Below are 21,383 nucleotides of genomic sequence, written 5' to 3'. Positions count from 1 at the left end.
TCCGCGGGCGCGCTGTTCGCTGAAACATCGGCGCGGATGACGATCCGGTTAGCCAAGGTGCCATGCCTCACGCATCAGCAGCAGCATCTGCCTCGCCGCGAGGGCGCGGTGGCTGTGCGCGTTCTTGACCTCGGGCCGCAGTTCGGCCGCGGCGCCGCCGAGCGCCGGGATGAACATCAGCGGGTCGTAGCCGAAGCCACCAGCGCCGCGCGGCGCGTGCAGGATCTCGCCGAACCAGCGGCCGACCGCGACCAGCGGTTCCGGATCGTCGGCCGAGCGCAGCGCGACCAGCGTGCTGACGAAGCGCGCGTGCCGGTCCGCCACGCCATGCAGCCGTTCCAGCAGCAGCGCATTGTTCGCGGCGTCCTGCGCGCGGCGCCGGTCTTCGCGATCGGCCGCGGCGGGCGCATCGAGCGCCGCGTAATGCGCCGAGATCACGCCCGGCGCGCCGCCCAGCGCGTCGACGCACAGGCCCGAATCGTCGGCGATCGCCGGCAGGCCGGTGTGGCGCGCGGCGTGCCGCGCCTTCGTCAGCGCGTTCTCGATGAAGCTGCCGAAGGGCTCGTCGGCTTCGGCGGTGCCGAGCGTGCCCTGCGCGATCAGCTCGACACCGGCCGGCGCCAGCAGCGCCTGCAGTTCGGCGAGCTTCTTGGCATTGTTCGACGCCAGGACGAGCCGCACTTCACAGCCCCAGCGCGCGGCGCTGCGCCGCGATCAGTTCCCGGATGCCCTTGTCGGCCAGGCCGAGCAGCAGGCCCATCTCGTCGCGCGAGAAGGCCGCGCCCTCGGCCGTGCCCTGCACTTCGACGAAGCCGCCGGCACCGGTCATCACGACGTTCATGTCGGTGTCGCAGGCGGCGTCTTCGGTGTACTCGAGGTCGAGCAGCGGCGTGCCGTCGACGATGCCGACCGAGATCGCCGCGACGAACTCGCGGATCGGCGACGCCCTCAACTTGCCTTGCGCCTGCAGCCAGCTGACGGCATCGTGGGCAGCGACGAACGCGCCGGTGATCGCCGCGGTGCGCGTGCCGCCGTCGGCCTGGAGCACATCGCAGTCGAGCGAGATCGTGCGCTCGCCCAGCAGCCGAAGATCGAACACGCAGCGCAGCGAGCGGCCGATCAGGCGCTGGATCTCCTGCGTGCGCCCGCTCTGCTTGCCGCGCGCGGCCTCGCGGTCGCTGCGGGTGTGGGTGGCGCGCGGCAGCATGCCGTATTCGGCGGTGACCCAACCTTCGCCGGAGCCGCGCTTGTGCGGCGGCACCTTCTCTTCGACCGACGCGGTGCACAGCACCTTGGTGTGGCCGAACTCGACGAGCACCGAGCCTTCGGCGTGCTTCGTGTAGCGGCGGGTGATGGTGACCGGGCGCAGGGCGTCCGCGGGGCGGGATTCAGTTCGTTGGAATGTCATGGCGCTATTGTCCATGACCGTCGACGCGGGGCGGGCCGAGCGCCGGCCCGCATCCCCGCGGGGGGTCGATCACCGTACTCGGTGATCGGGGGGCACCATCAGCCCTTCTTCTGCGACGAGCGCCGGATCGCCTCGTTGATCTCGCGGATCGAGCGTTCGATCTCGGCGTCGTCGAGTTCGTCGGGCGCATCGCTGCCGAGCACGCTGGCCTGGATCGTCGATGCGAAGACCTCTTCGCCGAGCTGCTGGGTCGAGATGCCGGTCGTGCTGTCGCTGTCTTCGGCCGATTCCCACTCCAACGCGAGCACCGAGACGTTGTCGCTCTTCGGCCCGCCGTTGCGCAAGGCCTGTTCGACGAGCTCGGGCACGGCGTCGGAGATCACGTTGCGCGACAGCTGGTCGGTGATGGTCGCGTCGTCGACCGTGCCCCACAGGCCGTCGGAGCACAACAGCAGCCGGTCGCCGGTCTGCAGCAGCAGCGGGCCGACCGTGTCGATCACCGGCTTGCCCGGGCTGCCCAGGCAGGTGAACAGAACGTTGCGGTTGAAGCGGTCGGGCATCGGCACGACCTGGCTCATCGTCTCCTGCAGCTCGGAATACGAATGGTCGCGCGTGCGGGCGATCAGCTTGTCGCCGCGCACGAGATACAGGCGCGAATCGCCGCAGTGCGCCCAGTACGCCGCGTTGCCTTGCAGCAGGCAGGCGACGACGGTCGTGCGCGGCGTATCGATCAGCGCCTTCTGGGTCGCGTAGCGCAGCAGCTGGTGGTGGCCGGCGATCGTCGCCTCTTGCAGAAAGCGCAGCGGGTCGGACAAGGTCGGCTTGCAGTCGCGCTGGAACATCGCGGCCAGCGTCTGCAGCGCGAGCTGCGACGCGACCTCGCCTTCGGGATGGCCACCCATGCCGTCGGCGAGCGCGAACAGGCCCGCGTCGCGCGTGTAGCAATAGCCCATCCGGTCTTCGTTCTTTTCGCGGCCGCCTTTGCGGCTGACTTGGTATACCGAAAATCGCATGTCAGTACCGCCCGGCCGTCCGAAGGTACTGACGCGCCCCCTTGGGGGGCAGCGAACGAAGTGAGCGTGGGGGTTTCATCCTGGGTTCAGGCTTTCGCGCCGGCGGTGATGTTCTCGAGCTGCAGCTTCAGCCGCTCGCTGAAACTGAGCTTCGTGTAGCGGCGCTCGGTCTCGCGCGCGAGCTCCTTCTGCAGCGCGAACACGCTCTGCGGGCGCGACAAGGGGTCGAGCGACATGCACCACTCGGTCACTTCGATCAGGTTGTCGGAGTAGACGTTGCGCAAGCGCGAGAGGCTCAGCGCGAGGCGGTCCTTCTCGATGCGCTGCGGCGCGTCGTTCGGCGGGTAGCCCTGCATGCAGGCGTAGATGCAGGCGCCGATCGCGTAGATGTCGGTCCAGGGGCCGAGCGTGCCGTCGCGGCGATACATCTCGGGCGCGGCAAAACCGGGCGTGTACATCGGGCGGATGAAGTTGCCTTCCTTGCTCAGCACCTCGCGCGCGGCGCCGAAGTCGAGCAGCACCGCCTTGTTCTCGTTCGTGATGAAGATGTTCGCCGGCTTGATGTCGAGGTGCAGCATCTTGTGCTGGTGCACGATGCGCAAGCCGCGCAGGATCTCGTCGAACAGCGAGCGGATCGTCGATTCGCGAAACACCTTGTCACGCTTGAGGTCGCGCGCGGTGACGATGAAATCCTGCAGCGTGTCGCCCTGCAGGTAGTTCATCACCATGTAGACGGTTTCGTTCTCGCGGAAGAAGTTCAGCACCGAGACGACGCTCGGGTGGCTGATCTGCGCGAGCGAGCGGCCTTCTTCGAAGAAGCTCTTCAGGCCGAGGCGGTACAGCGGCTGCTTCTCGGGCTTGACGCGCGGCGTCAGTTCGCCCGGCGAGCGCTCGGCCAGCGATGACGGCAGGTATTCCTTCAGCGCGACGAGGTGCCGATCGGCGTCTTCGCAGAGGTACACCACGCCGAAGCCGCCGGCGGCCAGCTTCTTGATGACCTGATAGCCACCCACCACGGTGCCGGACGGCAAAGGGGCGGGTTTGGGCTTTGACATAATCCGATTTTCTTTGGGTAATAGCTCATGGCAGTCTACAGCATGACCGGCTTTGCAAGCGCCTCGGCCGGTGCCGCTCCCACCCATGAAACGGCGGCCGCTGCGGACAATTTGGCACCCCGAGCGCCAAGCGCCGCGAGCCCCTCGAACGCCGCCGTCAACATCGAGCTGCGCTCGGTCAACGGCCGCTTCCTCGACCTCGGCTTTCGCCTGCCCGACGAGTTCCGCCCGCTCGAACCCACGCTGCGCGAGCTGCTCTCGGCGGCCTTCAAGCGCGGCAAGATCGAGCTGCGGCTGAGCACGCGCAACGACACCGAGACGCAGTGGCCACAGCCCCAGCCCGACCAGCTGAACCGGCTCGTTCGACTCGAGAGCACGGTGCAGGGCTGGATGCCGAAGGCGCAGGGACTGTCGGTGCACGAGATCCTGCAGTGGTGCAAGGGCAGCGCACCGAGCGAGAAGCTCGACGAGGCCGCGCTCGATGCGGCAAAGCGCTGCATCGCCGGCCTGCGCGATGCGCGCGCCCGCGAAGGCGAACGGCTTGTCAAGGTGCTGATGGAGCGCGTGAACCGCCTGCGCGAACTCAGCGAGCAGGCCGAGCCGCTCGTGCCCGCAGTCGTGAAGCGTCAGCAGCAGCGCTTTCTCGAGCGCTGGACCGAGGCGCTCGAAGCCACCGGTGCGGCGCAGACGATCTCGCGCGAGGCCTTGCAGGAGCGCGCCCTGAACGAGGCCGCCGCCTACTCGATCCGCATCGACGTTGCCGAAGAGCTGGCCCGCCTGCGCTCGCACCTCGACGAGATCGCGCGCCTGCTGAAGGCCGGCGGCGAGGTCGGCAAGCGCCTCGACTTCCTGATCCAGGAGCTGCTGCGCGAAGCGAACACGCTCGGATCGAAGGCCGCGGCGCTGGAGCTGACGAACATTTCGGTCGAGATGAAGGTCGCGATCGAGCAGCTGCGCGAGCAGGTGCAGAACATCGAATAGGGCGCAGCACGCATGGACTATCCCGGCAATCTGTTCGTCGTCGCCGCGCCCAGCGGGGCCGGCAAGTCGAGCCTCGTCAGTTCGCTGCTGCAGGTCGATTCGCACCTGGTCGTCGCGGTCTCGCACACGACACGCGCGCCACGCGGCCAGGAGCAACAGGACCGCGAGTACCACTTCACCGACGGGCCGACGTTCCGCTCGATGATCGAGCGCGGCGAGTTCTTCGAATGGGCCGAGGTCCACGGCCACCTGTACGGTACCTCGCGCGGCGCGATCGAGACGCTGATCACCAGCGGTCAGGATGTCGTGCTCGAGATCGACTGGCAGGGCGCGCTGCAGATCAAGAAGCTGTTCCCGAACGCCGTGCTGATCTTCATCCTGCCGCCAAGCTGGGAAGAACTCCGCCAGCGCCTGGATCGCCGCGGCGAAGACCGGCCGGAGGTCATCGCCCAGCGCATGGCGAACGCGCGCATCGAGGTCTCCAAGGCGCGGGAATTCGACTTCGTTATAATCAATGCCTTGTTTGAGACGGCGCTTTTCGATCTGAAAGCGATCGTTCATTCGCAGCGGCTCAAGTACGCTGCACTCCAAAGAAGCAAGCCTGCTGTCTTTGCCGCGCTCGATCTGAGCTGAGCTGACCCCGAAAGAAACCATGGCCCGCATCACCGTCGAAGATTGCCTCGTCAAGATCCCGAACCGCTTCCAGCTCGTGCTCGCCGCGACCTACCGCGCACGCATGCTGAGCCAGGGCCACGCGCCGAAGATCGAAACCAAGAACAAGCCCGGCGTGACCGCGCTGCGCGAAATCGCCGCCGGCGAGGTCGGCATCGAGATGCTGCGCAAGGTTCCCGTTTAACGGAGCACCCGGTGGCGGTGTACCGCCACCACCCGCCGAGCCGGTACTCGACCGCTTGGCAGCGGCCCGGCACTGGCCGAGTTCTCGACGATGCGCGGGAACCCCCTGACCGACCCCGGCGCTCATTCCACGTTAAATTCGGGACATGAGCGCCCGCGCCCCACACGCCCTGCGAGACCCGGCACCGAACGGTGCCCCGGCCAAGCGCGCGCCGCCGCGGACGCCGCCGACCGTCACCGACGCTGCGGCCGCGTCCTTCGCGACGCTGACCCACAAGCTCGACTACCTCGACGCCGCCGACATCAAGCGCGTGCGCGAGGCCTATCGCTTCGCCGACGAAGCGCACCTCGGCCAGTTCCGCGCCAGCGGCGAGCCGTACATCACGCACCCGATCGCGGTGGCCGGCCTCTGCGCCGAATGGAAGCTCGATGCGCAGGCCATCATGGCCGCGCTGATGCACGACGCGATGGAGGATTGCGGCATCACGAAGACCGAGCTGATCGAGCGCTTCGGCGCGCCGGTCGCCGATCTCGTCGACGGCCTGACCAAGCTCGACAAGCTGCAGTTCTCGACCCGCGAGGAGTCGCAGGCCGAGTCGTTCCGCAAGATGCTGCTGGCGATGGCGCGCGACGTGCGCGTGATCCTGATCAAGCTTGCCGACCGCCTGCACAACATGCGCACGATGGACGCGGTGGCGCAGGTCAAGCGCACCCGCATCGCCGGCGAGACGCTCGAGATCTACGCGCCGATCGCGCACCGCCTCGGCCTGAACCAGACCTACCGCGAACTGCAGGAACTGTCGTTCCAGCACCTGCGGCCGTGGCGCCAGGCGGCGCTGTTCAAGGCGGTGCAGAAGGCGCGCGGCTACCGGCGCGACATCGTCGAGCGCATCCAGCACGATGTCGACAAGGCCTTCATCCAGGCCAAGCTGCCGGTGCAGGTCTACGGGCGCGAGAAGACGCTGTTCTCGATCTACAAGAAGATGCGCGAGAAGCATCTGACCTTCGCGCAGGTCAACGACATCTTCGGCTTTCGCATCGTCGTCGGCACGCTGATGGAGTGCTACATGGCGATGGGCGTGCTGCACCAGCTGTTCAAGCCGCTGCCCGGGCGCTTCAAGGATTACATCGCGATCCCGAAAGCGAACGGCTACCAGTCGCTGCACACCACGCTGGTGAGCCCGCTGGGCACCGCGGTCGAGTTCCAGATCCGCACCGACCAGATGCATGCGGTCGCCGAGAAGGGCATTGCCGCGCACTGGCTCTACAAGAGCGGCGGTGCGCAGGTGCAAGAGGCGCAGCGCCTGGGCGCGATGTGGCTGCAGTCGCTGATCGACATCCAGGATGAGACGCACGACGCCAACGAGTTCCTCGAGCACGTCAAGATCGACCTGTTCCCCGATGCGGTCTACGTGTTCACGCCGAAATCCAAGATCCTCGCGCTGCCGCGCGGCGCGACGCCGGTCGACTTCGCGTACGCGATCCACACCGATGTCGGCGACCACACGGTCGCGGCCAAGGTCAACGGCGAGCCGGTCGCACTGCGCACCGAGCTGCGCAGCGGCGACGTGGTCGAGATCATCGGCACGGCCGGCGCCCGACCGAACCCGGCCTGGCTGAACTTCGTGCGCACCGGCCGCGCGCGCTCGAAGATCCGCCACTACCTGAAGAACATGGAGCAGGAAGAGTCGCAGGACCTGGGCGAGAAGATGCTCGCGCAGGCGATGCGCGCCGAAGGGCTGCAGCTGCCCGGCGGCGAAGCGGTCGACGCTGCGCTGTGGCAGCAGCTGACGCGCTGGAGCGGCAACAAGACGCGCGAGGACCTGTTCACCGATATCGGCCTGGGCCGCAAGATCGCGACCATCGTCGCGAAGCGCCTGACCCGCCTGATGGCCGAGCGCGGCACCAAGCCCGACGCGCTGACGCTGACGATGGGTCGCTACGCTGCCGACGACGCCGCGCCCGCGCAAGGCATGGTGCTGATCGACGGCAGCGAAGGCGCCTCGGTGCAGCTCGCCCCCTGCTGCCGGCCGATCCCCGGCGACGCGATCGTCGGCTACCTCGGCCGCGGCGAGGGGCTGATGGTGCACACGGTCGAATGCAGCGTCGGCAAGCGCCTGTTCGAGCGCGATCGCGAGCACTGGATGGGTGTGGACTGGGCCGAGCAGCCGAATCGCCCGTTCGAGACCGCGGTGACGCTGCTCGTCAACAACGGCAAGGGCGTGCTGGCGCAGGTGGCTCAGGCCGTGAGCGAGGCGGAAGCCGACATCACGCACATCGAGATGGGCAACGAGCCGGCCGCCGAGACGACCGAGCTGCAGCTGCTGCTCAGCGTGCGCGACCGGCTGCACCTGGCTGACGTGATGCGCACATTGAAGCGCTCGCCGACGGTCCTGCGCGTCGCCCGCGTCAAACCCTGACTGGACCGGCGGGTTGCGCCAGCCCGAACAAGCATCGCGGCTCAGCGCGGTGCCGGATAGCTGACGGCGATCACTTCGATGTGCTCGATACCGCCTGGCGTCATCAGCTGCACTTCGTCGCCGACGCGCGCCTTCAGCAGCGCGCGGGCGATCGGCGAGATCCAGCTGATCTCGCCCTTCAGGTTATCGACCTCGTCGATGCCCTTGATCGTCACGGTGCGCCGTTCATCGCGCTGGTTCACGTAGGTCACGGTCGCGCCGAAGAAGACCTGATCGTGGCCGTGGTGCAGCGACGGGTCGGCAACCTCGGCGATGTCGAGCCGCTTCGTCAGGAAGCGGATGCGCCGGTCGATCTCGCGCAGGCGCTTCTTGCCGTACAGGTAGTCGCCGTTTTCCGAGCGATCGCCGTTCTTGGCGGCCCACGAAACGATCTCGACGATCTTCGGCCGCTCGACATCCAGCAATTCCAGCAGCTCGGCGCGCAGCCGCGCATAGCCGGCCGGCGTCAGGTAGTTCTTCGTGCCGGCCGGCAGCGCCGGCAGCGCGAGATCGTCTTCGTCGTCGTCGCTGGCCGCATCGGGTTCGCGCGTGAAAGCCTTGCTCATGTCTGGTCTGAATCACCTCCGCCGTTGCCCGCCTTCATCGCACTCTTCAGCCCCGCACCGGCACTGAAGCCGACGGAGGTGGATGCGGCGATCGTCATCGTCGAACCGTCGCGCGGGTTGCGGCCCTCGCGCTGCGGGCGCTCCTTCGGCTTGAAGACGCCGAAGCCGGTGAGCGTGACGGAGTCGCGCGCCACCAGCGTTTCGGTGATGGCTTGCAGCGTGGCTTCGAGAGCCTTCGCGGCATCGGCCTTCGGCAGGCCAGACTTGTTGGAAATTGCGTCGATGAGGTCGGTCTTGTGCATGAGATTCTCCTGAAGCGCTGCATGCTAACGCCGCGCATTTGGATACATCCGTGAATCCTGAAATTCCCCGTGGTTCGCCGCCGCTACGTCAGGAGCGCCAGCGTCCGCTCATCCTGCCGCCCGGCGTAGTAGCGCGCAAGCACCTGCTGGAACAAGGGCTCGCGTTCGACGCTGTTCGCGAACAGCGTCATGCAGGATCGCAACTTCATGTCGTCGGGCTGGCCGAAGATCTCGAACGCCGACTTGTCGCGGATCGCCAGCACCAGTTCGCTGCACTCCCGCAGCCGGGGCCCGAGCAACGGATGGCGCCAATAGGCCGCTGCCTCGGCCCGTGACGCGAGCGCGTAGCGCATCGCCATCGCGCTGCTGCCGAGGCCGCTCAGTTGCGGAAAGACAAACCACATCCAGTGGCTGAGCTTCTTCCCGCCCGCGAGCTCGGCGCGCACCTGCTCGTACACAGGACCCTGCGCCGCAACGAACCTGCCGAGGTCGTCATCCTTCACGGCCTGCCCTCCACGTTCCGACCGCCCGGGGCCGAACCCGCAGCTTATTCCACCTGCACGCGCAAGCCGCGAGCATCTAGCGTCCGCGCGCGGCCTTGCGCCTTGGCGCGGTACAGGGTCGCGTCGGCGCGCCGCAACATCGCCTTGAGCGTGTCGTCGGGCGAACCGCGCATCGCGATGCCCGCGCTGTAGCTGAGGTCGAAGCCGAGTTCTGCCGGCGCCGCGACCGCGAGGTACTCGCGCACGCGCGCATCGAACGCGATCGCTGCGGCGTCGTCGGCATGGTTCATCAGCACGCAGAACTCTTCGCCGCCGTAGCGCCCGACCACGTCGCCGACCCGCACCGCCGCCTGCAGCGCGCGGGCGACGAACTTCAGCGCGTTGTCGCCGATCTCGTGCCCGCGCGTGTCGTTGATGTCCTTGAAGTGATCGAGGTCGATCATCAGCACGGCGACCGGGTGCCCGTAGCGCGCGCTCATCGCCATCTCGGTCTCGGCCTGGATCAGCCAGGCGCGTCGGTTGAACACGCCGGTGAGGCCGTCCAGCGTCGCGAGGCGCTCGAGTTCGCGCGCCGCCTCCTCGCGGTGCGCCAGCAGGATCGCGACCAGGAACAGAACGGCCGTCGCATTGCCGGCGATCGCGAAAGCGTAGTTCGCCGGATGCGGTGTCAGGAAGGTTGGATAGCTCGCGGTGAAGAAGGCGCCGAGCACACCGCGCCACGCCGTGACGACCATCTGCACGCCCAGGCTCAGCACGAGCAGCCAGCGCCACCTCCCGACCGCCACCGCGGGCGCGCGCCACAACGCATAGGCGACGAAGGCCATCTGCAGCGTCAGCAGCCCGTTGGCCCAGCCGACGCGAAACGGATAGTCGGAGAAGCCTGCACCGTAGCCGGTCGTCAGCAGCATCGCGATGAGCGCCGGCGCGCGGTCGTGGGCGGCCCGGCCGCACCACAGGTCGAAGGCGGTCGCGTTCAGCGCGAGCCCGCCGGAGATGCCGGCCATCGCCAGGGTGGAGAGCGAACGATCGGCCCAGGAACCGGCCATGACGAGGCCGGAGGCCAGCAGCAGCGCCCAGCCCGCGGCCTGCATCATGACCCCGATCTGCGCCCGGCGGGCCGGCGCGTCGACCCGCCCCATCACCGCCGGCAACGCGACGGCCATCGTCACCATGCCGATGGTCATGGCGAGCAGCAGGGAGCGGATGTCGATGTGCATGGATCAGGCCATCGCGGTCGAACCGCGGTGTCGGGCTCGTCGCGATTGTGCGGCGAGCGCGGGCACGCTTCTACATGTTCCCGCCGCGCCGACAGCGACGCAGCAGCGACGCGGACTCCGCGAGCGAACTCAGCCCGACGCTGTCGTCGAACGCCCACGAGATCACGCGGCGCTCGTGTAGCACGTTCTCGACGATTTCGCGCAATTCGGGCGGCGCGGCTTCACGCAGGATCCGCAACGCGCCGGACTCCAACGCGCGGAACGACGCCGTCACCCAGCTCGCGAGCTCGTGGTAGCCGACCGGGTGCATCGGCATCGCGCCGTTCGCGAACGCGCTCAGGATGCGGTCTGCCATCACCATCTGGTCGGCCACGTGTCTCGGGTTCGATGTCGGCTGCATCCATGGTTATCGGCAGGTCACGGCGAACTTGAACGGCACGCGCCGGGCCGCGCTCGATCCGCCACCAGCGCGGCAGCAGGCGCAGCACCTCGGGTTGCCCGAATCGGTCGTCGACCAGGATCACGTGGCCGCGGTCGGTCGGCGTGCGGATGACCCGGCCCGCGGCCTGCACGACCTTGCGGATCCCGGGGATGAGGTAGGTGTAGTCGTACCCCGACCCGAAGGCACGGTCGATGTTGCGCTTCATCTGCTCGTTGACCGGGTTGAACTGCGGCAGCCCGAGCGTGGCGATGAACGCGCCGATCAGGCGCGTGCCCGGCAGGTCGATGCCTTCCGCGAACGCGCCGCCGAGCACGGCAAACCCGATCCCCGCGCCATCGCGCGCGAAGCGCGCCAGGAAGGCCTCGCGGTCGGCGGCGCTCATGCCGCGCGTCTGCTGCCAGGTGGGTACCGCGGGATGGCGCCGCGCGAACTCGTCGAACGCCTGGCGCAGGTAGTCGAAGCTGCTGAAGAACGCGAGGTAGTTGCCGGGCGCGGCCGCGTACTGTGCGGCGATCAGTGCGGCGATCGGGACCAGCGACGCGGCGCGCCGGTGGTAACGGGTCGAGATGCCGTCGACGATGCGAACCGAGAGCTGGTCGGCGCCGAACGGCGCGTCGACATCGAGCCACGCCGTGTCGGCGGGCAAGCCGAGTGTGTCGGCATAGAAGCGTTGTGGCGCCAAGGTCGCCGAGAACAGAACCGCCGTGCGCGCCGCGGCGAAGCGCGGCGCGAGAAAACTGGCCGGGACGACGTTGCGGATGCACAGCGTCGACGAAGCCCGCGCCGACGGCACCGCGCCCACGTCGGCCGGCGCAGCGCGCGCATCGAACAGCGAGTGTGCGCCGAACGACTCGCTCAGACCGCAGAAGCGCAGCGCCTCGAAGTGAAAGCGCAGCAGGTCGTCCGCGATGGGCCCGCCCGGGCCCGACAGGACGTCGGCGGCCGCGCCGGTGAACTCGCGCAGGCACGCGATGAAACGCGGCGGCAGTTCGTCGTGGACCTGGTAGGGCCCGTGCTGCTGTTTCGTCAGCGCGTCCCACGCGCGCTTCAGCTTGCCCAGCGGCGCCTTCAGCGCCGGCGGTACCGATCGCGCGAGCGCGCCGAGCGACTCCCGGCTCAGCTCGGCGCTGTACATCGCGCGGGCCCGCTCGACGAGGTTGTGGGCCTCGTCGACCAGCACCGCCACGCGCCACTGGTTCGCGACGGTCAGGCCGTGCAGCAGCGCGCCGGCATCGAAGTAGTGGTTGTAGTCGCCGACGATCACGTCGGCCCAGCGGGCGAGCTCCTGACCCAGGTGGTACGGGCAGACCGCATGTGCGAGCGCCAGCTCGCGCAGCGCGTCTGCGACGAGCCCATTGACCGCGACGGCCGCCCGACGCGCATCGGCCAGCTTGTCGTAGAAGCCCTTCGCCAGCGGGCACGAATCGCCGTGGCAGGCCTTGTCGGGATGCACGCAGGCCTTGTCGCGCGCGACCAGTTCGAGCGTGCGCAACGGCATGGTCGGCTGATCGCGCCGGAGCCGCTCGATGCCTTCGAGCGCGATCGCCGTCCCCGACCCTTTCGCGCTGAGGAAGAAGACCTTGTCGAGCTTCTGCGATGGCGCGGCCTTCAGCAACGGGAACAGGGTCCCGACAGTCTTGCCGATGCCGGTAGGCGCCTGCGCCATCAGGCAACGCCCGAGCCGCGCCGCCCGGAACGTGTTCTCGGCCAGGCTGCGTTGCCCGGCGCGAAACGACGCGTGCGGGAACTGCAGCGACAGCAGGCTCGCATCGCGCGCGGCGCGATGCGCCGCCTGCCGGCGCGACCACACGAGAAAGCGCGCGCACAGCGTCTCGAACACCTGCCGGAGCTCGTCGGCGCTGCAGTGCTGCTGCAGCGGCGTCTCGCGTTGCGAGCCGATCTCGAAGTACACGAGCGCGACGGTCAACGCACTCAGACCGAACTGCTGGCACAGCAGCCAGCCGTAGACCTTGGCCTGGGCCCAGTGAAGCGCGCGGTGGTTCGCCGGCAGTCGGTCGAGCTCGCCCTTGTAGGTCTTGACCTCTTCGAGCCGTTGCCGGGTGGGGTCGTAGCCGTCGACCCGGCCGCGTACCAGCAGCTCCTCGTACCTTCCGCTGACCACGACCTCGGCGCGATGCGCCGCGCCACGCCGCGCCGCGACCTTTCGATGCCCGGCGATGCCTTCTTCGGCGGTCGGCGACGGCGTGAACCGCAGGTCGAGGTCACCTTGCTTGGCCGCGAACTCGCAGAGTTCGCGAACGGCCACTGCACAGTCAGCCGCCGCCGCCACTCGGACAGCCTGCAAACCCTGGGTGGCGGCGCATCGGCATCGCGCGATGATACTGTGGATAACCACAGCTCACGCGCTGCGCCGATGCGGTCAGGGCTCGGTCTGGGTCGGCGGCTCGGTCTCGGCCGCGTCGATAGATGTCTTGCGGTGATCGCGGCGGCGATGACCCCGCCTCGTCGTGTCTCGGCTCGTCCATTTCCGGTCCTTTCGCGCGCGATCGAGTTCACGCCCTCGATACGACAGATGGCCGGCACTCGACGTTCCCGACGACATTCTCGACAACGAAAAGGCCGGCGGCGGCACTGCGTGCCACGGCCGGCCCGGCACCCGCGAAGGTGCGCGATTCGCGATTCGCTCGGCTCAGATCAGAGCGCGGCGTCCTTCAGCTTCTTCAGCGCGCGCGTCTTGATCTTCACGGTCGCGGGCTTGGCCGCGAAGACGCGCTCCACCTTCGTGAACGGGTCGATGCCGGTGCGCTTCTTCTTCGCCGGCACGTTGATGACGTTGACCTTCAGCAGGCCCGGCAGCGTGAACGAGCCCAGGCCCTTCTTGTGCACCGAGGCCAGGATCGTGGCCTCCAGCGACGCGATGATCGCCTTCACCGCCTTGATCTCGACCGCGGCCGTTTCGGCCAGGTGGCTGATCAGGCTGGTCTTGTTGAACGCGCTCTTGATCGGCTTCAGGCTCGCGGCCATGACGGGCTTCTTCGCCGGGGCCGCGGTCTTCGCGGTCTTCGCCGCCTTGGTCGCCGGCGCGGCCTTCTTGGCCGGAACTTTGGTCGTCGTCTTCTTTGCAGTTGCCATGGGGTCGTGTGTGTCCTGAAATTGAGATGCGCCCGAAATCTGCGGGCCGGGCGATTCTAGGTGCGGGTTGTTGGGGAATCGGCACGCTCGCGACCCGGGCACAATCACGTTCATGCCAAACATTGCCTCCATCCTCAAAGACGAGATTTCGCGCGTCGCCCGCAAAGAGGTTCGCAGCGAGACCGCGAGCCTGAAGAAAGCGGTCAGCACGTACCGCGCCGAGATCGCCGCGCTGAAACGACGTGCCCAGGCGCTGGAGCAGGAACTGCGCCGCCTCGCCAAGGCCGGCGCGAGCGCCACACCGGCCGCGACGGCCGACGAGTCGTCGCCGCAGGCGCTGCGCTTCAGTGCCAAGGGCCTGGCCTCGCAGCGCCAGCGCCTCGGGCTCTCGGCGGAGGACTGCGGGCTGCTCGTCGGCGCCTCGGGGCAGTCGATCTACAACTGGGAGGCCGGCACGGTGCGCCCGCGGGCCAAGCACCTGTCGGCGATCGCGGCGCTCAGGCACCTGGGCAAGAAGGAGGCAGCCGCGCGGCTCGCCTCGCTGCAGGCGGCTTAGGCGGGCGCGTCGGTCGGCGCTTCAGCTCCGCGCGGGAAGCAGGCAGATGTGGCGCAAGGACCGACAAAACATCGAGCAGCGCTTGCGACCGGCGGGGTGGATGGCCTGGGCGAGGCCATCCGCACCAGGTGCCGGACCTGGGACCCGTGAAGACCCCCGGCGTCCATGAACGTCCGTCTTTTCGGTCGACGTGACATGGCTCGCACTCATCCGGGGATGTCGCTCGATGCATTGCTCATTCGCCTGATCTGGTTGTGCGTGGGGCCTCTGGTGCTGCTGGCTGCCTATCTGGCCGTTGACCGCGTCCGCCAAGTGCATGACGAGCGCCGGCTCGAAGCGACCCAATTGGCGAAGACCCTCGCGACCGCGGTCGACCAGGACTTGAACGCGCGCATCGCCGCGCTGAAGATGTTGGCCGAGTCGCCGCTGGTGGACGATGCTTCGCGCTGGAAGGATCTCTACCAGGAGGCTCAAGGCTTTCGCCGGAGTTTCGGCAGCCACGTCATTCTTGCCGACCTGCAGATGCACATGCTGTTCAACACGCGCGTGCCGTTCGGATCGCCGCTGCCGATGCTGCCGCGGCCGAAGGGTCGCGCCGCTGCGCCGATCGCGGCGGAAAGCGGAAGACCCGCGGTCGGCGATACCTTCGAGGGCCCGCTCGCGACGCTGCCGCTGGTTGCAGTCGCCGTGCCGGCACTGCGCGACGGGAAGACCGTCGCGCTGCTGCTCACGGTCTTCGAGGCCCACCAGTTCCAGAAGCACATGGACCCGATGGCGTTGCCATCCGCTTGGTCGCTCGCTCTGCTCGACGGCAACGGCGCGACGATCGCCCGCCGCTCGCCGCCGGGCCTCGACCCTGCCGCGGACGTCGACGCCAGCGGGCGCTTTGTCGTGAAGTCGGCGGCATCGCCGTGGTCCGTCGCGCTCGAAATCCCGCGCGACGTCTATCGGGCACCACTGCTGGAAGCCGCTGTGGTGCTGGCGCTCGCCGTCCTCGGTGCGACCCTGGCGGGTGTCGTCGGCGGCACGCTGGCCGGTCGCCGACTCGGAAGATCGGTGACATCGCTGGCGCAGCCATCGGCGCCCGGGAGCAAGGCGCCGGGCATCACCGAAATCGCCACCGTGCGGCGCCTGCTCGACGAAGCCGCGCAAAGGCGTGAGGCGGCCGAAGTCACGTCGCTCGCCAGCGAACAGCGCTTTCGCCGCCTCTTCTACGAAGGGCCGCTGCCGCAGGCACTGATCGCCAGGGACGGCACGTTCGTGGATCTCAACGCGCGCTTCGAGCAGGTCTTTGGCTACAGCCTGGAAGACGTGCCCACGTTGTCCGACTGGTGGCCGCGCGCCTATCCCGACCCGGCCGCCCGGTCCTCGGCGATCGACGCCTGGAACGCTGCCGTCGCGCGTGTCGGCGCGACGACCACACCCATGGAGCCGGCTGAAACGCGCGTCACGTGCAAGAGCGGTGCCGTGCGTGCCATGGTGATCTCCGGCATCGGCATCGGCAACGACTTCCTGGCGACGTTCTTCGACGTCACCGAGCGCAGACGCGTGGACGAGGCACGCCAGCGACTGGCAGCCATCGTCGAGTCCTCCGACGACGCGATCGTCACCGTGGCTGAGCGCCGCGACGCCGAATTGCAGAGACTCGTTGCCGAACAGGCCACCCGCGAACGGCTGCTGCGCGATCTGACGTCCCGGTTGCGAACGCTGCGCGAGGAGGAGTGCACACGCATCTCGCGCGAGGTTCACGATGGCCTCGGGCAGTTGCTCACCTGCCTGAAGATGGACATACGCTGGATGATCCGCAGGCTGACGGCGGGGGCTGCGGCCGAAGACCTGCTTGCCAAACTCGCCGAGACCGAAGCGCTGGTCGATCAGACCGTCGCATCGGTGCAGCGAATCGCGGTCGAACTGCGCCCCAGCGTGCTGGATGCGCTCGGCTTGCCGGCCGCGATCCGCGACGAAGCGCGCCGGTTCGAAGACCGGAGCGGGGTCATCACTGTCGTCGAGGCCGGCACGTCGGCGCCTCCGGATCGAGTGGCCGCGACGACGCTGTTTCGCATCCTGCAGGAGTTGCTGACGAACGCCGCGCGCCACGCCCATGCGTCTTCGCTCCACATCACGCTGGCGGACGAAGCCGCGGCCTGGGTCATGCGGGTGCGCGACAACGGGGTCGGCATCCCGGTCGAGATGACGGGCCGCGTATCCTCGCTGGGGCTGCTGGGCATGATCGAGCGCGCCGAAGCCATCGGCGGCACCTTCTGCGTGGAGCGTCTCTCGGACGGCGGCACGCTCGCCACCGTGACGATCCCTCGCCCACCCGACACGGAGAGCAGGCATGCAGCACGTTCTGATCGCTGACGACCATGCCGTGACGCGCCACGGAATCCAGGAGCTCCTGCGCGACGCTTTCGAAGGGGTGCAGGTCGTCGGCGTGGGGGACGGTGACGCCGCGCTGGCCGCGCTCCCGTCACAGGCGTGGGATCTGATTCTGCTCGACGTGATGATGCCGGGCCCGAGCATCCTCGAATTGCTCGGCCTGATCCGCGGGGTGAACCCGAGCGTACCGGTGCTTGTCCTGACGGCCAGCAACGAAATCGAATACGTCATCGAGACCATGAAGGCTGGCGCGAACGGCCTGATCCACAAACACCACGCGGTCGACGATCTGCTGCGCGCCGTGCAGCGCATTGCCGACGGCGGCACTTATCTGCACGCAGACACGGCCGCCGCGATTGCGAAGACGCTGCAGGCGCGCAAACCCACTTTGCCTCACCATGACTTGTCGGCACGCGAGCTCGACATCTTCCGGCGCATCGCCCTCGGGCGGGCAATCAAGGAGATCGGCTTCGATCTGGGCCTGAGCGAGAAGACAGTGGCGACCTATCTGGCCCGCATCCGAGAAAAAACGAGCCTCACCAGCCACGTGGAGATCGCCCGCTACGCGCTGAAGAACGGCCTCGTCGACTGAGTGCGACGCGCGCCGCCGCGTCGGCAAAATGCCTACAGCGGCCAGCGCAATTGCGCACAGGCCCGGCGGGTGCGCGGTGGCACGATCTGCGCATGGAAAGTCAGCGCGCACGGCCCCGGTTTCTCGTCGCCGACGACATGCCGGCGATGGCGGCCCTCGTCAGCGCACTGCTGCGCGAAGCCGGCGCCGCGATCGTCGGCCCGGCCCGCGATGGGGCCGAGGCGCTGCGGCTGTTCGACGACGCCTCGCCCGATGCCGTGGTGCTCGACATCGAGATGCCCGAACTCAACGGGTTCCAGGTGCTGCAGGCGATTCGCGCGAAAGAGGGCAAGACGCGCTGTCTGGCGATCATCCTGACGGCGCATTCCGAGCACGCGATGCGCACCGAGGCCTTCGCTTGTGGCGCCGATCACTTTCTGCACAAGGGCACGGAGCTCGAGAGGCTGCTGCAGATCGTCCCTGAATTTGCCGGCCGACTCGCCGAAATGGGACGACCCCTGTAGTCAATGCACCGACAGCCCTCGGCACTCTGCCGACTGGCCCCACGGCAGGACGAGGCCGATAGTGAGCATGACCATCAACACAACGGTTCGGGGAGACACGGCATGTACGGTCTGGTCAATCAGGCGCTCGAAGACTTCGTCAGGCGGGGATTCGGCGATGCCGCATGGAAGCAGATTCGGGACGACGCAGGCGTCAACCTGGAGATGTTCGTCTCGATGGACAGCTATCCGGACGAGGTCACGTACAAGCTCGTCGGAGCTGCCACCGAGGTGCTGAATCTCGATGCGGCGCGAATCCTCGAGGCCTTCGGAGAGCACTGGGTGCTCTACACCGCGCAAGAAGGCTACGGGCAGATGCTGTCGATGTTCGGCTCGAACCTCGAGGAATTCCTCCTCAACCTGGACAACCTGCACAGCCACGTCGGGTTGACGTTCCCCGCACTTCGGCCGCCATCGTTCCAGGTCGAGCGCATCGAACGCGGACAGGGCTTGCTGCTGCACTACCGCAGCGAGCGCGCGGGACTGGCGCCGATGGTGATCGGATTGCTGAAGGGCCTGGGGCGCCGGTTCTCGCAGGACATCGACGTCCGCCAGACGGCTCATCGCGGCCTCGACGACCACGACGTGTTTCGCATCGACTACGTCGGAGCGGGCGCGTCGCGCTGAGCCATGCCATGTGTGCCGCTGCACTGAACCTGTCTGCGCAAGCGTTCGCCGCAGCGTTCCCGTTTCACATGGTCCTGGACGATCGGCTGCGCGTGCTCCAAACCGGCGCGGTGCTGAGCCGGCTCTGTCCGGGGCTGACCGAGGGCGCGGCGCTTGGCGACCATTTTTCCGTCCAGCGCCCCGTGCTGCCGCGCGTGGACTTCGACGCGCTGCTGAAGCACCACAATTCACTGCTCGTGCTGCAGCATCGAGGGGGGCCACTGCGGCTGCGCGGGGAAATCGTCGCACAGGGGCAGCAGCTTTTCTTTTTGGGTTCGCCCTGGGTAACGGGCATGACCGACGTGCAGCAGACCGGGCTGTCGCTCAACGACTTCGCGGTGCACGACCCCGCCGTCGACCTGCTGTTCCTGCTGCAGACGAAGAACAAGGCCCTGGCCGATGCGCAGGAACTGTCGCGAAGGCTGAAGGAGCAGAAGGACAATCTGAAGGTGGCGATGCTGGCGACCGAGGTTGCCGAGCAGGCCAATCGAACGAAGAGCGAATTTCTCGCGGTCATGAGCCATGAGATCAGGACGCCGCTGAACGGCGTGCTGGGCATGCTCGACTACCTGCTCGCCGACGGGTTGTCACCGGACCAGCGCCACTGCGCAGCGACCGCAGCGAAGAGCGGAAAGACACTGCTCGGCATCATCGACGACATCCTGGACTTCTCCAAGGTCGAGGCCGGCAAGCTCGATCTGGAGAGCATCGATTTCAGCCTGCGGCGAACCGTGAGCGACGTGGTCGAGCTGCTGGAGTACCAGGCCCGTGAAAAGGGAATCGATGTCGAACTCGACATCGCGTTCGAGACGCCGGACGAATTGAAGGGCGATCCGGCGCGCGTCCGGCAGGTACTGACCAACTACCTTGGCAATGCCATCAAGTTCTCGCACTCGGGCCGGGTCAGCGTGCGCTGTGCCCTGCTCGACGAAACGGACACCCACGCGACGATCAGGCTCGAGGTCGAGGACGCCGGCATCGGGATCGCCGAGACGGCGCAGCGAACCTTGTTCGAACCTTTCACCCAGGCCGATGCGTCCATGACGCGAAGGTACAAGGGCACCGGGCTGGGCCTCGCCATCTGCAAGAAGCTCGCCAACCTGATGGGCGGCGAGGTCGGCGTGCGCAGCGAATTCGGCCTGGGAAGCACCTTCTGGTTCACGGTGTGCCTCCCAAAAGGCGCGGCGATCGCGCCGGTGCCGACCCGGTGCGCGGACGCGTCGCAAAGCTTCAGCGGCCACCTGCTGATCTGCGAGGACGATCCTGTCAATCAGCTGGTGGCGAAGTTGCATCTCAACGCCCTCGGACTCACGGTCGACGTGGTCGACAACGGCGCCGCTGCCGTCGCGGCGACGGCGCGAAAGCACTACGACCTCGCGATGTTGGACATGCTTCTGCCGGACATGGACGGGCTGGATGCCTGCCGCGCCATCCGTGCGCAACGGCGCGAAGGCGGGCGCCTTCCGATCGTCATCTGGACCGCCAGCATGCTGGGCGTGGACTACGCGCGAGCCACGGAAGTCGGGGCCGACGCGGTCCTCGGCAAGCCGTTCGAGCTGAGTGCGCTGAAGCAGATCCTGTCCAGGTATCTGGTCGCGCGGGCAGCGCTGCCGGCCCACTCGATCGCAACAAAGGTTCGCAGCGAGACCGCGAGCCTGAAACGACGTGCCCACGGGTCGGCGCCACGGGCGCTCAGCCGGGGCCCGGCAGCACGCCACCGATTGTCGGCAGCGAAGCGAGCGCGTTCCTAGGGCCTGTTAACAGGCCCTAGCCGGCGACAAGCCCGTCCATGCGCACGACTTCGAACTGGCTGCCGTGCACCTGCGACAGTTCGCTCACCAGCGCGTCGTTGTCCCATCGCTCGTCGGGCGCACCGCTGACGTACCAGTTGCTGCCGTTGTCGGCCACGATCATCCCGTAGGTCTTCATCGCGGTCAGCAGCGCGCGGGTCGCGGCGCTGAAGCCGGCCGGGATCGCGAAGCTCGACCTGAGCCGCACGCGCATGCCCATCGGTGGCAGGTTCAGGCTGGTGTTGCTCGACGCGAAGTGCGTTGCCGGCGGCACATAGGCGCGGCGCGTTCGTTGCGCCGTGAACCGCAGCGCGTGCCGGATGCCACCCGGCCCGAGCGCGGCCTCCTCGTAGCGCGCCAGCCCGGGGAAGATCGGCAGTCCGGCCGCATCGGCGCTGGTCCAGCCGGCCTGCGCCGTCGGCCGCACGTTGTTGCTGTCGAGGTGAAAGACGGCGCCGCAGTCGGCGTTCCAGGAGCCGTCGGGATGGATGAACGCGCGCGCCAGTTCGTACAAACGGTCGTGATCCCGATCGATCACGATCACGTGCCGGTCGCCGCTGGTGTCGGGCGCCCCTTCGACCGGCGCATTCGAAGGCACCGGGTACGGACCGGGATCGCTTTCGTCCCCGTAGGCGGTCCAGCCGATCGTCACGAGCGCCTGCGTGCCGGCGACCACGACGTACGGAATGCCGATCGGCGATCCGTTGTACAGGCCCGCGCCGAAGTCCGGGTGCAGGCCGGTCGTCAGGCCGATGCTCGCGATCAGCGCATCGGAGTTCGGGTCGACCGGGGCTGCGGAGACGTCGGTGTTCCACGCGTTGTCAGCCGGGAAGGCGACCGCACCGTTGAGCGCGGCGCCGACGCCCAGTGCCGCGGAACTGAAGTCGCCGAAGGCGTCCGGGTTGGCGGGTGGCGCCGGCGTCGGTGCGCCGTCCGGCGGCGGCGGCGCCGCCGGTGCGCCGCC

The 21,383-nt window shown here is 68.0% G+C and carries 22 protein-coding genes; 10 read left to right on the top strand and 12 right to left on the bottom strand.

All coding sequences use genetic code 11. The features are described 5' to 3' along the window. Positions 1-48: 48 nt before the first annotated feature. The 4 genes from AC1DTW_RS25720 to AC1DTW_RS25705 all read right to left on the bottom strand — a co-directional run bounded on the left by AC1DTW_RS25720 (position 49) and on the right by AC1DTW_RS25705 (position 3,476). A complete protein-coding gene (locus AC1DTW_RS25720) occupies positions 49-681 on the bottom strand; it encodes a non-canonical purine NTP pyrophosphatase (protein ID WP_477984430.1) in 633 nt (210 codons plus the stop codon). Between the two features lies 1 nt (position 682). After that, positions 683-1,408 (bottom strand): ribonuclease PH, encoded by a 726-nt coding sequence (gene rph, locus AC1DTW_RS25715; protein ID WP_477984428.1) that lies wholly within the window; start codon positions 1,406-1,408, stop codon positions 683-685. Between the two features lie 98 nt (positions 1,409-1,506). Next, positions 1,507-2,421, bottom strand: coding sequence for a PP2C family protein-serine/threonine phosphatase (locus AC1DTW_RS25710; RefSeq protein ID WP_477984425.1), 915 nt, complete (start codon positions 2,419-2,421; stop codon positions 1,507-1,509). A gap of 86 nt (positions 2,422-2,507) precedes the next feature. Further along, complete coding sequence (locus tag AC1DTW_RS25705; protein ID WP_477984423.1) at positions 2,508-3,476, bottom strand: serine/threonine protein kinase; 969 nt, start codon at positions 3,474-3,476, stop codon at positions 2,508-2,510. Positions 3,477-3,503: 27 nt separating this feature from the next. Between AC1DTW_RS25705 and AC1DTW_RS25700 the strand changes: the two genes are divergently transcribed. The 4 genes from AC1DTW_RS25700 (at position 3,504) to AC1DTW_RS25685 (ending at position 7,732) form a co-directional block, all read left to right on the top strand. Further along, positions 3,504-4,457, top strand: coding sequence for a YicC/YloC family endoribonuclease (locus tag AC1DTW_RS25700; RefSeq protein WP_477984421.1), 954 nt, complete (start codon positions 3,504-3,506; stop codon positions 4,455-4,457). Between the two features lie 12 nt (positions 4,458-4,469). Further along, positions 4,470-5,090: a guanylate kinase gene (gene gmk / locus AC1DTW_RS25695; RefSeq protein ID WP_477984419.1), complete on the top strand. Its 621-nt coding sequence runs from the start codon at positions 4,470-4,472 to the stop codon at positions 5,088-5,090. 19 nt (positions 5,091-5,109) lie between these two features. Next, positions 5,110-5,313 carry a DNA-directed RNA polymerase subunit omega gene (gene rpoZ, locus AC1DTW_RS25690; protein ID WP_054155240.1) on the top strand — a complete coding sequence of 68 codons (204 nt, stop codon included), beginning with the start codon at positions 5,110-5,112 and terminating at the stop codon, positions 5,311-5,313. 145 nt (positions 5,314-5,458) lie between these two features. Next, positions 5,459-7,732, top strand: a complete 2,274-nt coding sequence (locus tag AC1DTW_RS25685) for a RelA/SpoT family protein (protein WP_477984417.1) — start codon at positions 5,459-5,461, stop codon at positions 7,730-7,732. A gap of 41 nt (positions 7,733-7,773) precedes the next feature. Here AC1DTW_RS25685 and greB read toward each other — a convergent pair whose 3' ends face one another. The 7 genes from greB to AC1DTW_RS25650 form a co-directional block, all read right to left on the bottom strand. Then, on the bottom strand, positions 7,774-8,337 hold the full coding sequence (gene greB, locus AC1DTW_RS25680) for a transcription elongation factor GreB (RefSeq protein ID WP_477984415.1): 564 nt from the start codon (positions 8,335-8,337) through the stop codon (positions 7,774-7,776). Then, positions 8,334-8,639, bottom strand: a complete 306-nt coding sequence (locus AC1DTW_RS25675) for an HU family DNA-binding protein (protein WP_477984413.1) — start codon at positions 8,637-8,639, stop codon at positions 8,334-8,336. Before AC1DTW_RS25675 ends, greB begins: the two co-directional genes overlap by 4 nt. Positions 8,640-8,722: 83 nt before the next feature. Continuing rightward, entirely contained in the window at positions 8,723-9,142 is a 420-nt protein-coding gene (locus tag AC1DTW_RS25670; protein ID WP_477984411.1) for a DUF1810 domain-containing protein, read from the bottom strand. A gap of 44 nt (positions 9,143-9,186) precedes the next feature. Then, entirely contained in the window at positions 9,187-10,359 is a 1,173-nt protein-coding gene (locus tag AC1DTW_RS25665) for a GGDEF domain-containing protein (protein ID WP_477984409.1), read from the bottom strand. A gap of 70 nt (positions 10,360-10,429) precedes the next feature. After that, positions 10,430-10,597 carry a hypothetical protein gene (locus AC1DTW_RS25660; RefSeq protein ID WP_477984407.1) on the bottom strand — a complete coding sequence of 56 codons (168 nt, stop codon included), beginning with the start codon at positions 10,595-10,597 and terminating at the stop codon, positions 10,430-10,432. Beyond that, positions 10,581-13,067 carry an ATP-dependent DNA helicase gene (locus AC1DTW_RS25655; protein ID WP_477984405.1) on the bottom strand — a complete coding sequence of 829 codons (2,487 nt, stop codon included), beginning with the start codon at positions 13,065-13,067 and terminating at the stop codon, positions 10,581-10,583. Before AC1DTW_RS25655 ends, AC1DTW_RS25660 begins: the two co-directional genes overlap by 17 nt. Positions 13,068-13,456: 389 nt before the next feature. Then, positions 13,457-13,894 (bottom strand): HU family DNA-binding protein, encoded by a 438-nt coding sequence (locus tag AC1DTW_RS25650; protein WP_477984403.1) that lies wholly within the window; start codon positions 13,892-13,894, stop codon positions 13,457-13,459. 112 nt (positions 13,895-14,006) lie between these two features. On the opposite strand from AC1DTW_RS25650, the gene AC1DTW_RS25645 reads away from it, so the two are divergent. The 6 genes from AC1DTW_RS25645 to AC1DTW_RS25620 all read left to right on the top strand — a co-directional run bounded on the left by AC1DTW_RS25645 (position 14,007) and on the right by AC1DTW_RS25620 (position 20,380). Further along, positions 14,007-14,450 carry a helix-turn-helix domain-containing protein gene (locus AC1DTW_RS25645; RefSeq protein WP_477984401.1) on the top strand — a complete coding sequence of 148 codons (444 nt, stop codon included), beginning with the start codon at positions 14,007-14,009 and terminating at the stop codon, positions 14,448-14,450. A 216-nt stretch (positions 14,451-14,666) separates the two neighbouring features. Next, positions 14,667-16,811 (top strand): sensor histidine kinase, encoded by a 2,145-nt coding sequence (locus AC1DTW_RS25640; protein ID WP_477984399.1) that lies wholly within the window; start codon positions 14,667-14,669, stop codon positions 16,809-16,811. Beyond that, positions 16,789-17,421: a response regulator gene (locus tag AC1DTW_RS25635; protein WP_477984397.1), complete on the top strand. Its 633-nt coding sequence runs from the start codon at positions 16,789-16,791 to the stop codon at positions 17,419-17,421. The genes AC1DTW_RS25640 and AC1DTW_RS25635 overlap by 23 nt, the downstream gene beginning before the upstream one ends. Positions 17,422-17,513: 92 nt before the next feature. Beyond that, entirely contained in the window at positions 17,514-17,924 is a 411-nt protein-coding gene (locus AC1DTW_RS25630) for a response regulator (RefSeq protein WP_477984395.1), read from the top strand. 3 nt (positions 17,925-17,927) lie between these two features. Beyond that, positions 17,928-18,590, top strand: coding sequence for a heme NO-binding domain-containing protein (locus tag AC1DTW_RS25625; RefSeq protein WP_477984393.1), 663 nt, complete (start codon positions 17,928-17,930; stop codon positions 18,588-18,590). A gap of 8 nt (positions 18,591-18,598) precedes the next feature. Beyond that, positions 18,599-20,380 (top strand): ATP-binding protein, encoded by a 1,782-nt coding sequence (locus AC1DTW_RS25620; RefSeq protein WP_477984391.1) that lies wholly within the window; start codon positions 18,599-18,601, stop codon positions 20,378-20,380. 16 nt (positions 20,381-20,396) lie between these two features. Here AC1DTW_RS25620 and AC1DTW_RS25615 read toward each other — a convergent pair. Continuing rightward, a partial coding sequence (locus tag AC1DTW_RS25615; protein WP_477984389.1) for a hypothetical protein occupies positions 20,397-21,383 on the bottom strand: 987 nt, incomplete at its 5' end.

Source organism: Rhizobacter sp. P5_A1 (assembly GCF_056400745.1).
This window is presented reverse-complemented; position numbering and strand designations above follow the sequence as displayed.

Excerpts from the sequence above, each read along its gene's own strand:
- rph (WP_477984428.1), bottom strand. The coding sequence starts at position 1,408 with ATGACATTCCAACGAACTGAATCCCGCCCCGCGGACGCCCTGCGCCCG.
- AC1DTW_RS25710 (WP_477984425.1), bottom strand. The coding sequence starts at position 2,421 with ATGCGATTTTCGGTATACCAAGTCAGCCGCAAAGGCGGCCGCGAAAAG.
- AC1DTW_RS25705 (WP_477984423.1), bottom strand. The coding sequence starts at position 3,476 with ATGTCAAAGCCCAAACCCGCCCCTTTGCCGTCCGGCACCGTGGTGGGT.
- AC1DTW_RS25700 (WP_477984421.1), top strand. The coding sequence starts at position 3,504 with ATGGCAGTCTACAGCATGACCGGCTTTGCAAGCGCCTCGGCCGGTGCC.
- gmk (WP_477984419.1), top strand. The coding sequence starts at position 4,470 with ATGGACTATCCCGGCAATCTGTTCGTCGTCGCCGCGCCCAGCGGGGCC.
- rpoZ (WP_054155240.1), top strand. The coding sequence starts at position 5,110 with ATGGCCCGCATCACCGTCGAAGATTGCCTCGTCAAGATCCCGAACCGC.
- AC1DTW_RS25685 (WP_477984417.1), top strand. The coding sequence starts at position 5,459 with ATGAGCGCCCGCGCCCCACACGCCCTGCGAGACCCGGCACCGAACGGT.
- greB (WP_477984415.1), bottom strand. The coding sequence starts at position 8,337 with ATGAGCAAGGCTTTCACGCGCGAACCCGATGCGGCCAGCGACGACGAC.
- AC1DTW_RS25675 (WP_477984413.1), bottom strand. The coding sequence starts at position 8,639 with ATGCACAAGACCGACCTCATCGACGCAATTTCCAACAAGTCTGGCCTG.
- AC1DTW_RS25665 (WP_477984409.1), bottom strand. The coding sequence starts at position 10,359 with ATGCACATCGACATCCGCTCCCTGCTGCTCGCCATGACCATCGGCATG.
- AC1DTW_RS25650 (WP_477984403.1), bottom strand. The coding sequence starts at position 13,894 with ATGGCAACTGCAAAGAAGACGACGACCAAAGTTCCGGCCAAGAAGGCC.
- AC1DTW_RS25645 (WP_477984401.1), top strand. The coding sequence starts at position 14,007 with ATGCCAAACATTGCCTCCATCCTCAAAGACGAGATTTCGCGCGTCGCC.
- AC1DTW_RS25640 (WP_477984399.1), top strand. The coding sequence starts at position 14,667 with ATGTCGCTCGATGCATTGCTCATTCGCCTGATCTGGTTGTGCGTGGGG.
- AC1DTW_RS25635 (WP_477984397.1), top strand. The coding sequence starts at position 16,789 with ATGCAGCACGTTCTGATCGCTGACGACCATGCCGTGACGCGCCACGGA.
- AC1DTW_RS25630 (WP_477984395.1), top strand. The coding sequence starts at position 17,514 with ATGGAAAGTCAGCGCGCACGGCCCCGGTTTCTCGTCGCCGACGACATG.
- AC1DTW_RS25625 (WP_477984393.1), top strand. The coding sequence starts at position 17,928 with ATGCACCGACAGCCCTCGGCACTCTGCCGACTGGCCCCACGGCAGGAC.
- AC1DTW_RS25620 (WP_477984391.1), top strand. The coding sequence starts at position 18,599 with ATGTGTGCCGCTGCACTGAACCTGTCTGCGCAAGCGTTCGCCGCAGCG.